General features: G+C 59.1%; 14 protein-coding genes. 2 read left to right on the forward strand and 12 right to left on the reverse strand.

Annotated elements, in window-relative coordinates:
- The first annotated feature begins 321 nt into the window (after positions 1-321).
- Complete coding sequence (locus tag AB4Y71_RS05640) at positions 322-927, forward strand: class I SAM-dependent methyltransferase (protein ID WP_441718577.1); 606 nt, start codon at positions 322-324, stop codon at positions 925-927.
- Positions 928-1,229: 302 nt separating this feature from the next.
- Here AB4Y71_RS05640 and dapF read toward each other — a convergent pair whose 3' ends face one another.
- From dapF to miaB, 3 genes are read right to left on the reverse strand one after another with little or no spacing between them, the layout of a single operon-like run.
- Complete coding sequence (gene dapF / locus AB4Y71_RS05645; protein WP_441718580.1) at positions 1,230-2,165, reverse strand: diaminopimelate epimerase; 936 nt, start codon at positions 2,163-2,165, stop codon at positions 1,230-1,232.
- 32 nt (positions 2,166-2,197) lie between these two features.
- A complete protein-coding gene (gene miaA / locus AB4Y71_RS05650) occupies positions 2,198-3,100 on the reverse strand; it encodes a tRNA (adenosine(37)-N6)-dimethylallyltransferase MiaA (protein WP_441718583.1) in 903 nt (300 codons plus the stop codon).
- A 4-nt stretch (positions 3,101-3,104) separates the two neighbouring features.
- Positions 3,105-4,634 carry a tRNA (N6-isopentenyl adenosine(37)-C2)-methylthiotransferase MiaB gene (gene miaB / locus AB4Y71_RS05655; protein WP_441718586.1) on the reverse strand — a complete coding sequence of 510 codons (1,530 nt, stop codon included), beginning with the start codon at positions 4,632-4,634 and terminating at the stop codon, positions 3,105-3,107.
- A gap of 175 nt (positions 4,635-4,809) precedes the next feature.
- Between miaB and AB4Y71_RS05660 the strand changes: the two genes are divergently transcribed.
- Entirely contained in the window at positions 4,810-5,118 is a 309-nt protein-coding gene (locus tag AB4Y71_RS05660) for a hypothetical protein (RefSeq protein WP_441718589.1), read from the forward strand.
- Here the strand turns inward: AB4Y71_RS05660 and AB4Y71_RS05665 are convergent.
- From AB4Y71_RS05665 to mtr, 9 genes are all read right to left on the reverse strand, one after another.
- Positions 5,112-5,999 carry a regulatory protein RecX gene (locus tag AB4Y71_RS05665; RefSeq protein WP_441718592.1) on the reverse strand — a complete coding sequence of 296 codons (888 nt, stop codon included), beginning with the start codon at positions 5,997-5,999 and terminating at the stop codon, positions 5,112-5,114. The two genes, AB4Y71_RS05660 and AB4Y71_RS05665, sit on opposite strands and share 7 nt — an antisense overlap.
- Positions 5,999-7,051 (reverse strand): recombinase RecA, encoded by a 1,053-nt coding sequence (gene recA / locus AB4Y71_RS05670; RefSeq protein ID WP_417367478.1) that lies wholly within the window; start codon positions 7,049-7,051, stop codon positions 5,999-6,001. Before recA ends, AB4Y71_RS05665 begins: the two co-directional genes overlap by 1 nt.
- Before the next feature lie 241 nt (positions 7,052-7,292).
- Entirely contained in the window at positions 7,293-7,517 is a 225-nt protein-coding gene (locus AB4Y71_RS05675) for a DUF3046 domain-containing protein (protein WP_013348454.1), read from the reverse strand.
- 110 nt (positions 7,518-7,627) lie between these two features.
- The gene (locus tag AB4Y71_RS05680) at positions 7,628-8,041 is read right to left on the reverse strand and encodes a helix-turn-helix domain-containing protein (protein WP_041649480.1); all 414 of its coding nucleotides are present in this window, start codon (positions 8,039-8,041) and stop codon (positions 7,628-7,630) included.
- A 196-nt stretch (positions 8,042-8,237) separates the two neighbouring features.
- Complete coding sequence (locus tag AB4Y71_RS05685) at positions 8,238-8,720, reverse strand: CinA family protein (RefSeq protein ID WP_013348452.1); 483 nt, start codon at positions 8,718-8,720, stop codon at positions 8,238-8,240.
- 10 nt (positions 8,721-8,730) lie between these two features.
- Positions 8,731-9,333, reverse strand: a complete 603-nt coding sequence (pgsA, locus tag AB4Y71_RS05690; protein ID WP_441718595.1) for a CDP-diacylglycerol--glycerol-3-phosphate 3-phosphatidyltransferase — start codon at positions 9,331-9,333, stop codon at positions 8,731-8,733.
- A gap of 5 nt (positions 9,334-9,338) precedes the next feature.
- Positions 9,339-12,320: a DNA translocase FtsK 4TM domain-containing protein gene (locus AB4Y71_RS05695; protein WP_441693589.1), complete on the reverse strand. Its 2,982-nt coding sequence runs from the start codon at positions 12,318-12,320 to the stop codon at positions 9,339-9,341.
- Between the two features lie 359 nt (positions 12,321-12,679).
- Positions 12,680-13,165: a hypothetical protein gene (locus tag AB4Y71_RS05700; protein ID WP_441718598.1), complete on the reverse strand. Its 486-nt coding sequence runs from the start codon at positions 13,163-13,165 to the stop codon at positions 12,680-12,682.
- A 54-nt stretch (positions 13,166-13,219) separates the two neighbouring features.
- A complete protein-coding gene (gene mtr, locus AB4Y71_RS05705; RefSeq protein WP_441718601.1) occupies positions 13,220-14,623 on the reverse strand; it encodes a mycothione reductase in 1,404 nt (467 codons plus the stop codon).
- Between the last annotated feature and the right edge of the window lie 19 nt (positions 14,624-14,642).

The raw sequence follows: 14,642 nt of genomic DNA on the forward strand, positions 1-14,642 counted from the left end.
GTCCTTTGCAAGGAGTAAAGGTCTATGAGCAGACAGGTGAATGCATGGTTACCGGTAAGCAAAGGCGAATGCGAGGTACTGGAAAGAAGACCCGCGAAGAAAAGAAAATGACCTTGCCGTCTGCCGAAGCATGCAGGTGGGCGCACAAAAACAGTGCCGCCGGCTGCGCGGATCGGAGGTAACCAAGAGGGTTACGTATTAGACGAAAATGAAAGTCATGGAGAAAACTCTATCAGTGAACCGGCTTGGTGCCCATATTGCTTTGCTCACGTTGCCGGCGCTGTTCTTTGGGGTATCCGAACTGGGCGATAAACTTTGCCTATGACCTCGGATCACTACTTCACCGCCAGCCCGGCCTCAGCAGACGAACGTCGCACCATCGAAGTTGAGCTCAATGGCTCGCTGCGCAAAGTACAGACTGCTTCGGGAATTTTCTCCCCTGCCGGGTTGGACAAGGGCACTGCGGTACTGCTGCAGTACGTGCCGACCCCTCACGGACGCATCCTGGATATCGGATGCGGCTGGGGACCTATTACCTTGACTGCTGCCGAGCAGTCCCCCGATTCCGAGGTCTACGGCGTTGACGTCAATGAACGTTCCATCGACCTTGCTCGGCTGAATGCTGCGGCGTTCGGCTTGTCGAACGTTGTCGTGGGCACCCCGGATTCCATAGATCCAAGCCTGCAGTTCGACACCATCTGGTCCAACCCGCCGATTCGCATCGGCAAGGATGCCCTGCATGAGCTGCTGATGCTGTGGCTGCCTCGATTGGCACCAGGTGGCGAAGCGTGGATGGTGGTCCAGAAGAATCTGGGCAGTGATTCGTTGCAGAAGTGGCTGGTAGCTCAGCTTCCTTCCGATTGGAAGGTCACCCGCGAGGCAACTTCCAAGGCGTTCCGGGTTTTGAAAGTCTCCCGCCCTGCCTAGGTCCAAGGACTAGGGCCAGCAGAATCTTCTTGGCCACGAGCTTGGACTCCAGGCAGTTCGTATCCTCGAACCATCGAGCCATGCCCCGTGGACAGGTTCGCGGGGCAAGAGCAGCGGTTCCCGATCATCACGGCGGGGCCAACCGATCATCGCGCCCGTGCCGCAGCATCAAGCATGCCAGCAGCGTGGATGGGTTTAACGCTAAAAAAATTCGCGTGGCGGAGCACCAGATCGCTGGCGCTCCGCCACGCGTGTTTAGAAACGCTGTGTTTGGCGTCATTCGCTTGCGTGCTGCGAAAAAGCTACTCCGCCCCGATGACTCCGCGGGCAACCAGATCCGCCGGCCCGCTGAGGATCGTGTCTTCGCCACCAGCATCATTGCTGCGGAATTCAACTCCCACGACACCGCCTGGCACTGAGACAGCCCACTGATTGATCAGTGCGGTGCTGCGAGCCCAGTATCGTACGGCAGCAGCTGCTGCGCATGCTCCGGTACCGCAGGAAAGGGTCTCCCCTACCCCGCGCTCGTAAACACGCATCTGCACTTGGGCCACTCCGTCTTCTTCAATGAGCGGCTCGGATGGAACTACGAATTCCACGTTGGTGCCGTTGACCGGAACCGGAGAGACCTCTGGTGCTTGGAAGAGGTCCAGCTCTTCGAGCATTTGGGCATCGGGCAGGGCCACGACGGTATGGGGGTTTCCCATAGTGATGCTCAAAGCAGGCAGCGCCTGCTCCCATCCACGTGGCTTGACCATGGAGTCAATTGACTTTTCGGTCGCTTCCTGCTCGAAGATCAATCCCCAAGGACCCAGATTCACCGCATAGCCATCGGCGAGCCGGGTAATTTCCTTGACTCCTGCACGGCTGCCGATCTGGAAGCTTTGCCCAACCTGCAGGCTGATCAGACCTTCGGCGATCAGGTAGTGCGCGAAGGCGCGCACACCATTGCCGCACATTTCGGCGATGGAACCGTCGTTGTTCCGGTAATCCATGAACCAGTAGGCCTTGGGATTATCGAGGAACTGTTCTTCATATCCTGGGACGAGGGAGGTTGGCACGGCGCGGATCAGCCCGTCTGCCCCAATGCCGAAGCGGCGGTGGCACACGGCCGCTACCTGTTCCGGGCTGAGCTCGAGCTTGGCTTCGGGGTCTGCAACCAGTACGAAGTCATTGCCGGTGGCATGGCCTTTGGCAAAACGTTGTCCAGCCAGCTGTCCTAATTCGGTGCGGTACATCAATGCTCCTAGAGTTTTCGTACTTACGTTAGCTAGCCAACAATCTTTAGTGCTTTTTCCAGCAGATCTGGTTCGGTCGGATCCAACCAGCTGACCCGCGCATCTGCGTTGAACCAGGTGATCTGCCGCCGGGCGAATTTCCGAGTCGCAATGACCGTTTGCTCGATGGCTTCTGTCCTGGTGATTTGGGAATCCAAATAGTCGATGTACTGCTGGTACCCAATGGCGCGTGAAGCGGTTTTGCCTTCGCGCAATCCCTGCTCAAGCAATCCGGCAACTTCTTCGGCCAATCCCATGGAATCCATTTTGTGCACACGATTTTCCAAGGCCGCATGCAAGGCTTGGCGTTCATAGTTCAAACCAATTTGGATGGCTGGTGCAAAGTACTCGCGTTGGGGCATGAAAGAACTGAAAGCCCGCCCCGAGATCTCATAGACTTCCAAGGCCCTGATGGCTCGGCGCAGATCCAGATTGCGTCCGGCCGATACCGGATCCACTTCAGCTAGCCGGCGACGCAAGTTCCCATCGCCTTCAGCCTCAACTTCTGCTTCCAGCCTGCGCCTGGTATCCGGGTCTGTGGGTGGGAAGTCAATGACGTCCAACGCCGCACGCACGTACAGTCCCGAACCGCCGACCATCACCGGGACCTTGCCGCGGGCACGTATTTGAGCGAATTGCTCTCGCGCTTGCGCTTGGAAAGCAGCAACTGAGGCTTCCTCGCGGATCGACATGGTGTCCAGCAGATGGTGTGCGATTCCACCGCGTTCGTTGATCGGCAGCTTGGCGGTGCCGATGTCCATGCCGCGGTAGAACTGCAGTGCATCAGAATTGACGATTTCTCCACCCAGTTCTTGGGCCAGAGAAATCGCTAAATCTGACTTGCCGGTCCCGGTGGGGCCAACGACGGCAATTACCGGCAGGTTCGAATTGGTCATGTACTTAGCTGCGCACCTTCAAAGTTGGCATGCCCAAATTCGTAGCGCCGGTGGAGGAGGCTGCACCGGGACTCGGCACACCACAGCTTTCGGCTTGGGCGCGGTCCCATGCATCCCCAGCGCGTGAGCGGCGCAAGGAATACTGGCTAGCGGATGGATCAGAGATCAAGTGGAATGCTGCCACTTCGGTAATAGGAAGGGTCGCAAGATCGCCTGGACGCGGTGTTTCAGCGCCGTCTGGTACGGAGAAGTGCACCAGGCGCTGGTCCTGTGCGCGTCCGGTCAAACGGTGGGTTTCGGCAGATTTACGGCCGGTCTGCTCGGTGACCATGACTTCTACCGTCCTGCCCAGCTGCTTTGCATTCTCTTCCTTGGCGATGCGGTCTTGGAGCTGCGTCAAACGCTCATAGCGTTCCTGAACCACGGCTTTGGGAAGCTGCTCTTTCAATTCAGCAGCCGGAGTGCCAGGTCGCTTGGAATATTGGAAGGTGAATGCGGAGGAGAATCGCGATGCTTCAACTACGTCGAGCGTCGCTTGGAAGTCTTCCTCAGTTTCACCAGGGAAGCCGACAATGATGTCGGTGGTGATTGCTGCATGCGGGATGCGTTCCCTGACCTTATCCAAAATGCCAAGGAACTTCTTCGAACGGTAGGAACGGCGCATGTCCTTGAGGACCTTGTCCGAGCCGGACTGCAGGGGCATGTGCAGCTGCGGCATGACATTAGGTGTTTCGGCCATGGCCTCAATGACGTCATCGGTGAACGCAGCCGGATGCGGACTGGTGAATCGCACGCGTTCCAGTCCCTCGATTTCACCGCAGGCGCGCAGCAGCTTGCCGAAGGCCAACCGGTCTCCGAATTCCACTCCGTAGGAGTTTACGTTTTGACCCAGCAGGGTTACTTCAATGGCGCCGTCCTCAACCAGTGCTTGGATCTCGGCGAGAATTTCGCCTGGTCGGCGGTCGCGTTCCTTGCCGCGCAGCGAAGGCACGATGCAGAAGGTGCAGGTATTGTTGCAGCCCACGGAGATCGAAACCCAACCTGCGTACACCGCTTCGCGGCGGGTAGGCAAGGTCGAGGGGAAGACATCCAAAGATTCAAGGATCTCCAGCTGTGCTTTCTTGTTGTGGGTCGCACGATCCAGCAGCGCAGGCAATGAGCCGATATTGTGCGTACCGAATACCACGTCTACCCATGGAGCTTTTTTGACGATGGTATCGCGGTCCTTCTGAGCTAGGCAGCCGCCTACTGCAATCTGCATCCCTGGACGTTCGGCCTTGAGATTCTTCAGCAGGCCAAGATGCCCATAAAGTTTGTTGTCCGCGTTTTCGCGCACGGCGCAGGTGTTGAAGACGACAACGTCAGCTACTTCTTCGGCCTGCTCTTCGGGTTTGCGGGATAGTCCTGCATTTTCGAGGAGTCCGGAGAGGCGTTCGGAGTCATGGACGTTCATTTGGCAGCCGAAGGTACGTACTTCATAGGTACGGGGATGGTCTTCACTGCCGATTCTGCTCAGGGGTTCTAGCTCAGTCACCCTTCAAGATTACCGAATATCGTGTACTGCTGAAATATAGGTGACCCTAGGGTGAATTACTGCACTCCACTGGGCGCGAAGTCCGGCAAGCGGTCGGCTTCGCTACATGCGTGCCCGAGGGTTAGCATGGAATTAGACTATCGGCTAGCTATTTCGTCCTATCAGAGGGATCCTCGTGGAAAACCATTCGCAACTGCCGCCATCGGAACCCAAGAAGAACCATGCGCTGCCTTTGAGCCATGGCATGAAGGTTTTCCATTGGTGGATGGCCAGTTTGTCCGTGCTATTCCTCTTCGCTGTCCCAATCAGCATCCGCCTCATTCCACCAATTGACTACAAAATCGATGAGTTGCTGTTCAACATCGGTGTTGGCTCAGTGCTCGCCGGCTTCGGCGCCCTGTATTTGTGGGGCTATCAGAGCCTGGATGATTGGCTTGACCGCCGCGGCAAGGAACGAATTCGAAAATCAAAGCGCAATCAGTAGCGATTGCCGAATCGCTCTTCCCATTCCTCGCGCGCAACTTTAAAGGCCATTCCGCCGTGGTAACCCTTGCGGCCCAGCATCCCGACGAGTCGGCGCAATGCCCTGTCGCGATCTGCTCCCATTGATTCTGGACGCAGCTTTGCCCGCACAAGTTCACGGGCTCGTTGCTCCTCGGATTCATCGTCTATTTGCTCAAGTGCTTCGGCAGCCGATTCGTCATCAATGCCTTTGGAACGCAGCTCGTGCTTGATTGCGCCGCGGGCCAGTCCACGTGAGCGAGCACGGGCAACTACCCAGGACTTGGCAAAGCGTTGATCATCAACGAGATTAATCTCGACATAACGGTCAATGACTTCATCGGCTATGTCTTCAGGGCATTCCTTTTCAAGGAGCTTGTCCTTGAGCTGTTTGGCCGTCTTATCACTGGCCGTGAGCTGGCGCAGCAAAATGCTCCGCGCTTTTTCACGCCATTGATCATCGCTGAGCTGCTCAGGCTCCCCCGCTTCGCGCGCCACTTGCCGTGCTTGGCGCGCTTCACGCCGTTCTTTCTTCGAAGGCTGAGCTACGGCCGGAGCCGCAACAATCTGCTCCATAGCAGCTCGCAGCTCTTCAATGCTGTCCGGCGCTTTGGATTCATTCGCGAGGCTGGCAATGGTGCGTGAGGTACTGCCCGCTGGCATGCTTGGGGCAGCGGCGCGTGCCGCAGCACGTTCTTGCCTGGTTGCTTCTTCAGCCGCTTGCTTTTCCAATTCTTCCGGGCTGGGTTTGGCCCAGTCTGGCATATCGTCCAGATCGCCCTGGAACTCTTTGGAAACGGACGTAGCGTCCGCCCCGGATTTTTTTCCGGGGCGGACGCTACGTCGTTGAAAGCCTGAGGCCACTACTTATCGCCCTCGACGACTCGCAGTTCTGTTTCGTCTTCTTCAACCTCTTCCATTGGCATAACGCCAAGCTTCTGCAGGATCTGGCGTTCGAGCTCATTGGCCAGGTCCGGGTTATCGCGCAGGAAGCGGCGGGCGTTTTCCTTGCCCTGGCCCAGCTGGTCTCCGTCGTAGGTGAACCAAGCGCCGGACTTCTTGACCAGGTTGTGCTCAACACCCATGTCGATGAGCGAACCTTCACGAGAAATACCGTGGCCGTAAAGGATATCGAATTCAGCCTGCTTGAATGGCGGGGCCATCTTGTTCTTGACAATCTTGCAGCGGGTACGGTTACCGACCGCGTTGGTGCCCTCTTTCAAGGTCTCGATGCGTCGAATATCAATACGTACCGAAGCGTAGAACTTCAGCGCCTTGCCACCGGTGGTGGTTTCCGGGCTGCCGAAGAAGACACCGATCTTTTCACGCAGCTGGTTGATGAAGATCGCGGTGGTCTTCGAGGCGGAGAGGCGACCGGTAATCTTACGCAGGGCCTGGGACATCAGTCGGGCCTGAAGGCCAACGTGGCTGTCGCCCATCTCGCCTTCGATTTCGGCACGTGGAACCAAAGCCGCCACGGAGTCGATGACGATGATGTCCAGTGCGCCGGAGCCCACGAGCATATCCATGATTTCCAGCGCCTGCTCACCGGTATCTGGCTGGGAGACCAGCAGTGCATCGGTGTCGACGCCCAGCTTCTTCGCATATTCCGGATCCAATGCGTGCTCAGCATCGATGAACGCTGCGACGCCGCCAGCCTTCTGTGCGCTGGCAACAGCGTGCAGGGCCACAGTGGTTTTACCCGATGATTCAGGACCGTAGATCTCCACCACGCGGCCGCGTGGCAGTCCGCCAATGCCAAGTGCGACATCCAAGGCGACCGAGCCGGTAGGAATTACTTCAATGGGTGCGCGGGTTTCATCGCCCAGGCGCATGACCGAGCCCTTGCCGTAGGCCTTGTCGATTTGGCCAAGGACAGCCTCTAGCGCCTTTTCCCGATCATTTTTTGCTGCCATGGTTCACCTTTGCTCTTGCAAGCCTGCTACGTACTTGCTCATGAATTTTGTCCTGCAATAGACAGTATGCTCGTCCACCGACACTTTGGACTCCGATAGCCCTCAAGTGTGGACAATCTCAGTGCTTAAGTTTTCGTCGCAGTTTCCTGCGCCGTTTCTAGGATAACCCTATCCGAACAGATGTTCGAAATTCAACACGGCGTGTTCGAAGATTCGAAGTCGTTGTTTTCGAACGGGATATTCAGGAGTCCTTTGGCTCGATATCTACGCCGAGCCAGCGTTCAGCCGGAACATCTTGTGCCCGGCAGATGGCTTCCCAGATCATTTTCGGCTTGACGCCCTTATTCAGCGCTTCGGCTGCGGTGAGGCTATCAAGTTCGGTTAGGGACATGGAGTCGGCCAGCACGTGGGAGTACCTCGAGCCAAACTCGTTTTCCATGTTGCGCCAGAAATCGCTGTTTTTCACCTAGTTATTCTCCCACGCATAGGCAAGGAGCCCACGCATTTCGCGTAGGCTCCTTGCTCGGCCGCCGGCAGTCTCGATTACTGAGTAGCGGTAGCCTTGAAAATTTGGCGTTAGACCGAAGCCAGCGGCTTGTTACTGCCCTTAGCCGCGAACTCGTTGGCCATATCCGTTGGTACGGTATCCGGGATTGCGATGCCTTCGGCCAGCGCAACGCGCTCGGATACTTCGCGGAGCATCACAGATAGTGGGATTTCCAGTGCGACGCAGATCGAAGAGAGCAGCTCAGAAGAGGCTTCCTTCTGACCGCGCTCAACCTCGGACAGGTATCCGAGGGAGACTCGTGCACTATGCGAAACCTCGCGCAGGGTGCGGCCCTGGCGCTGGCGGACGTCACGCAGGACGTCGCCGATTTCATGACGGAGTACTACCATTTTGTGCTCCTCCTTCTCGGGCTGGACCATATGGGCTTCTCCCATATCGCGCCAACGGACGACACCATTGACAGTTACGGGTTGCTTGACCATGAATTTAGCCTCTGCTCCTAGGTCCATCTCGAAGATCTAATCAAATACGGGGGCCATCCTTGCGGCCCTACAGTTCGTACAACGACGGGTCATACGAATTTGTTCCCGTGCATTCACCCTAATCACATAATTGCGACCTACGCCACATTGGAGGTGATTTTTGCGTAACATCTCGGGAAAAAGAGTATTTCGCGTCTTACTGTGAAGAAGCTTTATCCAAGATGGCAATGAACTGGTGAAGTGCTGCCTGGGTGCTCTGTTCACGAATCTGCGCTCGGTCTCCCACAAAATGGTGGACCTCGGATCCGGACTCAGTGCCCATGGCCCACCCAATATACACGGTCCCCACGGCCTTGCCGTCATGTGGTTCAGGTCCAGCGACGCCGGTGGCAGAAACCGCTGCTTCTGCTCCGCAGGCACGTTGTGCGCCTACGGCCATTTGCCGGGCAACTTCCGGATCCACCGAGCCATGAGCTTCAAGCAGTTGAGCATCGACACCCAGCAAGGATGCCTTGACCTCAGAGGAATAGCTGACTACTCCCCCGCGCAGCACCGCTGAAGCCCCTGGCACCTCAGCCAGGCGCGCGGCGATCATGCCAGCAGTCAGTGACTCAGCGGTAGCCAACTGCACTGCGCTGTCAATGGCTTTGGCGATCACCTCAGGTGCTTTGGGCTTCATGGCGCTGATCCTACTTCTGTTTCTTGGCAGTGGCCACCAGCTGGCCTGCCTTGACCAGGTATTCCAGCCCCGTCACCACGGTGACTGCCAGAGTCAGCAGCATCAGGTACCAGGCCACTGTGCCCAGCCATTCAATGGTGTGGGTGTACGGCAGCAGGTACAGGCCGATCACTACCGCCTGCATCACGGTCTTGATCTTCCCGCCCATATTCGCGGCAATCACGCCGTAGCGGATGACCACCAAGCGCAGCAAGGTGATACCCCATTCGCGTACCAGGATCACAATGGTGACCCACCATGGCAGCTCGGCCAGGATAGAGAAGCACACCAAGGCGGCACCGGTGAGCAGCTTGTCGGCGATCGGGTCCGCGATCTTGCCGAAGTTGGTGATCAGTCCGCGGCTGCGGGCCAGATCCCCGTCCAGCTTGTCGGTGTACATGGCAACCACGAACAGGGCCAGTGCGACCCAGCGCCACAGTCCCTGCTCATGGTTATCAGCCATCAGGGCCCACACGACGAACGGCACCATGATGATGCGGATGGTAGTGAGCACGTTGGCGATATTCAGCGTCGGTACCGGCTGCTGGGCACTGCTGCCTGCTTGCTCGCTCATGGGTATCAGTTTCTTCCTGTCAGGTCCCAGGCGTCTTCGCCGGGTTCGTCGGAGCCATCAAAGTAGTCAACGGCTTGCGGGCGATCGTCCAGATCCTTGGCAACCAGGTCCTCGGCATACTCAGTGACCGGCTCAGCGTGGTTCACGTTGGCCTCTTGGACCAGTGCCGCCTCGGTGGCCGATGGCGCAGTGGTTGAGGGGTCATCGCCGCGCATGGCGGCCAGCACCATCGGCAGCTCATCGGGCTGGATCAGCACATCTCGGGCCTTGGAGCCCTCGGAAGGACCGACCACGCCGCGCGATTCCATCAGGTCCATCAGGCGTCCAGCCTTGGCGAAGCCTACGCGCAGCTTGCGCTGCAGCATCGAGGTGGAACCGAATTGGCTGGTGACCACGAGCTCGGTCGCCTGCAGCAGCAGATCCAGATCGTCTCCGATATCCTCGTCGATCTGCTTCTTCTTCTCGGCGGCCGGAATGACGTCGTCGCGGTATTCAGGAGCCAGCTGGCTCTTGACGTGCTCGACCACCCGATGGATCTCGGATTCGGTCACCCAGGCGCCCTGCACGCGCATCGGCTTGGAAGTGCCCATCGGCAGGAACAGGGCGTCACCCTGGCCCAGCAGCTTTTCGGCTCCTGGCTGGTCCAGCACCACACGGGAGTCGGTGACCGAAGAGGTCGCGAAGGCCATGCGCGAAGGCACGTTGGCCTTGATCAATCCGGTGACCACGTCCACCGACGGGCGCTGGGTGGCCAGCACCAGGTGGATGCCGGCGGCACGGGCCAGCTGGGTGATGCGCACAATCGACTCCTCGACGTCGCGCGGGGCGACCATCATCAGGTCGGCGAGCTCATCGACGATGACCAGCAGGTACGGGTAGGGCTTGAGCACCCGCTTGGATCCCTCGGGAGGGTGCACCTTGCCGGCCTTGACCGCCTTGTTGAAGTCGTCGATGTGCTTGAAGCCGAAGTTCGCCAGATCGTCGTAGCGGGTGTCCATTTCGCGCACTACCCAGCCCAGCGCTTCGGCGGCCTTCTTCGGGTTGGTGATGATCGGGGTAATCAGGTGCGGCACGCCCTCGTAGGCGGTGAGCTCCACGCGCTTGGGGTCGACCATGACCATGCGCACTTCATCCGGGGTGGAGCGCATCAGGATCGAGGTGATCATCGAGTTCACGAACGAGGACTTGCCGGCGCCGGTGGCGCCTGCCACCAGCAGGTGCGGCATCTTGGCCAGATTGGCGACAACGAAGCCGCCTTCCACGTCCTTGCCCACGCCCATGACCATCGGGTGCTCGGACTTGCGGGCGTTGGAGCTGCGCAGCACGTCGCCCAGGGCGACGACTTCCTTATCCGTATTCGGGATTTCGATGCCGATGGCGGACTTGCCGGGGATTGGCGAAAGGATGCGCACATCCGAGGAAGCTACGGCGTAGGAGATGTTCTTGGACAGCGCGGTGACCTTCTCCACCTTGGTGCCCGGGGACAGCTCGATCTCGTAGCGGGTCACCGTTGGGCCGCGGGAGAATCCGGTGACCTGGGCATCGACCTTGAACTGCTGCAAGGTGTTGGTCAGCGCATCTACCACTACCTGGTTGGCTTCGGAAGCTTCCTTGGCCGGAGGGCCGGCAGGAAGGAAGTGCTCTTCTGGCAGGGTGTAGGTGACGTCCCCGGAGAGCTGCAGCTGTTCGCTGCGGGCCGGAATTGGCGCCTGCGGGGAGGCGGAGAGCCCGGCGGCACGCGAGGAGACCTGGTCCATGGCGGAGGTAGTGGCCTCCGGTTCGGACTGCAAACCGATGTTGGCCATGATCTCGGCCATTTCAGCTTCAGCCTTGGTGGGGCGCTTGACCCCCGGTGGCGGTCCTGAAGGCTTCGGAATGGCAACGGTGGCCGAGTCATCCTGCGAGCTGCTGGACTCCTCGGTGAAGTCAGGGCGGGCAATGGCCTGGGTGGCTGCCTCATCGGCGTCGAAAATCTTGCCCGAATTGCGGTTGATGGCCGGCAGCGCGTCGGTGGAAGGTTCGTTCGGGTCGATGACCGCGGTGTCGTAGGCGACGTCGCCAGGACGTTCGGAGGTTTCTGTGCCATCCACGTCGTAGACCTCGGTGACCTGGCGGGCCGCTGCTGCACGGCGTTCGAAGAAGCCGGGCTTCTTCTTTTTCGGTGCGGGCGCGGGAGCGTCCTCCTCCGGGTAGAGGTAGGACTGGTCATGATCTTCGCGCGTCGGATCAAGTTCCATGGTGGAACGTGCACTGCTGGCACGCGGCGCATCGGGATCCTGTCCCAGCAACCGGTTGTAGCCAGCACGCAAGCGAGAAGGGATCTGGGTGAACGGCGTCGCGGTGACGATCAGGATCGACATGAAGACCAGGAAAATGAACACAGCCATGGCCCCGGGAACCGAGATCAGCAGGCCCAACGGGGTGCCCAGGATGGAACCGGCCATGCCGCCGGCATTCCAGAGCGTCTCGAACTCATCGGAAACCGCAGGAGATCCATTGGCCAGCGAGGCAATGGAAGAACCGGAGAGCGTCATGATCAGCAGCCCGATGCCAATGCGGTTGTTGGAGGTGACTTCTTCCGGGTAGCGGAAGAGCCGGAACGCACCGATGAACAAGATGATCGGCAGCAGCACGGCCATGAAGCCAAGGGTGCCGCCGGCAACGGCGTGCACGCCAACGCCGAACCATCCTGCTTCGCGCAGGCCCCACCACTCGATAATCGCCACGGTGATGGAGATCAGCGCGAGGAAGAGTCCGGTGCCGTCGCGGCGGACTTCGAAATCAGGCTTGACGGTTCCGCCGATTCGGCGGAATGCTCCGCCGAAGATCCGGGCAACGCCCATCCACACGCTGCGTATAGCGCGCAACGGCAGGGCGAGTTCCGCTTCCGGGTTCTCGGGCGTTTTCTTGGAGGACGAAGAGCTGGACGCCTTGGGTTTGCGCGTCGTGGGCTTCTTCGCCCCCTGAGACTGGGTACGTGGGGCCATACTCCAAGGGTATCGCCATTAGCTTGATGCACCCCGAATTTACACGTCTGCTCAGGGTTTGGCGAGGGCTAGAGAATGATCACGTACCCAGTTAGGGGATCAACTTATCGTCTGCGGTTGATGATCAGCATGGATCAGCGGCCAAGGCGCGGGCCCGATGCGAATCGACGTTTCGAGCTCATCAAGTCTCCTGTGGGATTTCGGTGACTCTGGCATCGCACGGGCACGGCCGCACTGAAACTGCCGGATCCAAGAGGTTGCGTCGAAGTCCGGCAAACGCATTGGTCCTGTACGCGCGGATGCCGTTTTTGGTTTCCAAGTCATCCGGTGCAGCGCTTGGATCATTAGACGGTTGCGGTTCAGAAGCCCATGGATCGCTGATGCTGGCAGTTCAGGCCAGCGGTAATGAGGTACCCGGCAACACTGCAAACAGCCAGGAATCCCAAGGCGATCAAGCTCAGCAATCCCCACTGGCCCTCGGAACCGCCGATCAGCATCAGAATCGACGCTGGCAGCAGACCGCCAATGCCTGCGCCAAGTGCCGCGCAAGCTGCTTGCCGGGCTGGGCTGTCACCCTCATTGCGCACTGCGCGGATTTCCAGGGCGACGTACATTCCTGAAGCGCACAGCAACCCCACTGCCAGTCCAATGCCGCAGGCGATCGCGATGAACTGCAAAGCTGCAGCAACCGTGCCTGGCTGGAATCCTCCGGCAAATCCGCTGGCAACCACTTCCCAGAAGAGCGCTAGCAACGCGAGCACGCCGAATAGCGCTCCTGCCGCACCGGCGATCAAGAAGATCTGCAAAGCGATCGATGACACTGGTGCGGCAGTTTTTGCGTTCATGGCTCAAGCGTACGGCGGCTTGGCCTTATTTCACATAGGGATTAGCTTGAATCCTTAAGAGAAGTCCAAGCCCAGCAGGGCGTTTTCGGTGACTTCCGGAAGCGCTGGATGGATCCAGTACTGGTTGGTCGCCACCTCGCGCACATCCAGCCCGAAGGCCATGACGGTGATCATCTGCTGGATCAAGGTCGAGGCCTGCGGTCCCATGTAGTGAGCGCCGAGCAGCTTGCCGCTCTGCCTATCGGCAATGAGCTTGGCGATCCCGGTGGAATCCTCCATGGCCCAGCCGTAGGCCACGTCCCCGTACTTCTGGACCTTGACAGTGATGTCGTGTCCAGCCTCGCGGGCTACTTCTTCGGTCAGGCCCACGTTGGCGATCTGCGGGTGGGTGAAGACGGCTGCCGGCACATGTTCATGCGGCATCTTCTTCAGGTCCTCAGCATGCAGCAGGTTATGGCGCACCGCGCGCATTTCCGCATTGGCCACGTGCTTGAGCATGTACGGCGACGAGATGTCGCCCAAGGCCCAGATCCCCTGAGCGGAGGTGGAACGCCCGAATTCATCGACGCTGATACTGCCGTTTTCGGCTTCAATGCCGGCCTTGTCCAAGTCCAGCTGGTCCCCGTTCGGGATGCGGCCGGTGGCCACGAGCAATACCTCCGCGTTGACGGTGGACCCGTCATCGAGGGTCAGGGTGATGCCTTGCTCATCTTCGGTCGCGCTGGCCATGGTGCGCCCGGCCCGCACGTCAAAGCGTGCCGCTGCCAGTTCGTTGAACGGTTCGCGCAGGTCCGCATCCAGATGGCGCAGCAGTTCCGAGCGCGAGAGGATGGTGACCTTGGTGCCCAGGGCATCGAAGACATGGGCGAATTCCATGGCGATGTATCCCCCGCCGACGATCACCATGGATTCGGGCTGGCGCTCCAAACGCATGATGTCTTCATTGGTGTGGAAGGTGACCTTAGAGTCAATGATGTCCTGCGGGATGAATGGACGGGAGCCGGCGGCAATGACGATCTGGTCGGCGCTGATGGTCGCGACCTGCTCCCCCTGCCCGGTACGCAAGGTACGCTCGGCGACGAAGCGGGCATGCTGGTCGTAGACATCGATATTCGGGGTTTGTTCACCGCGGCGGTACTCTTCCCCGCCTTGGGCGATCGGATCAATGCGCTTCTCGAAGACACGGCGCACAATGTCCTGCCAATGCACGGAATTCACCTGCGCATCAAGCCCCAGCCGGGCCGATTCCTTGGTTTCCAGAGCCACATCGGCGGCGTAGACATACATCTTGGTGGGGATGCAGCCCACGTTCAGGCAGGTGCCGCCGAAAGTACCCTTTTCAATGATGGCAATGGCCTTGCCATCGAATTCCGGGCCCGGGATGGAGTTGCCCGAACCGGTGCCGAGGATGATCAGATCGTAGTGCTTGTCTACCTGAAAAGCAGCGGGAGAGATCATAGGTGGTTCCTTTTCACGG

Source organism: Glutamicibacter sp. MCAF14 (assembly GCF_052114325.1).
Taxonomy (GTDB): Bacteria; Actinomycetota; Actinomycetes; order Actinomycetales; family Micrococcaceae; genus Glutamicibacter; species Glutamicibacter arilaitensis.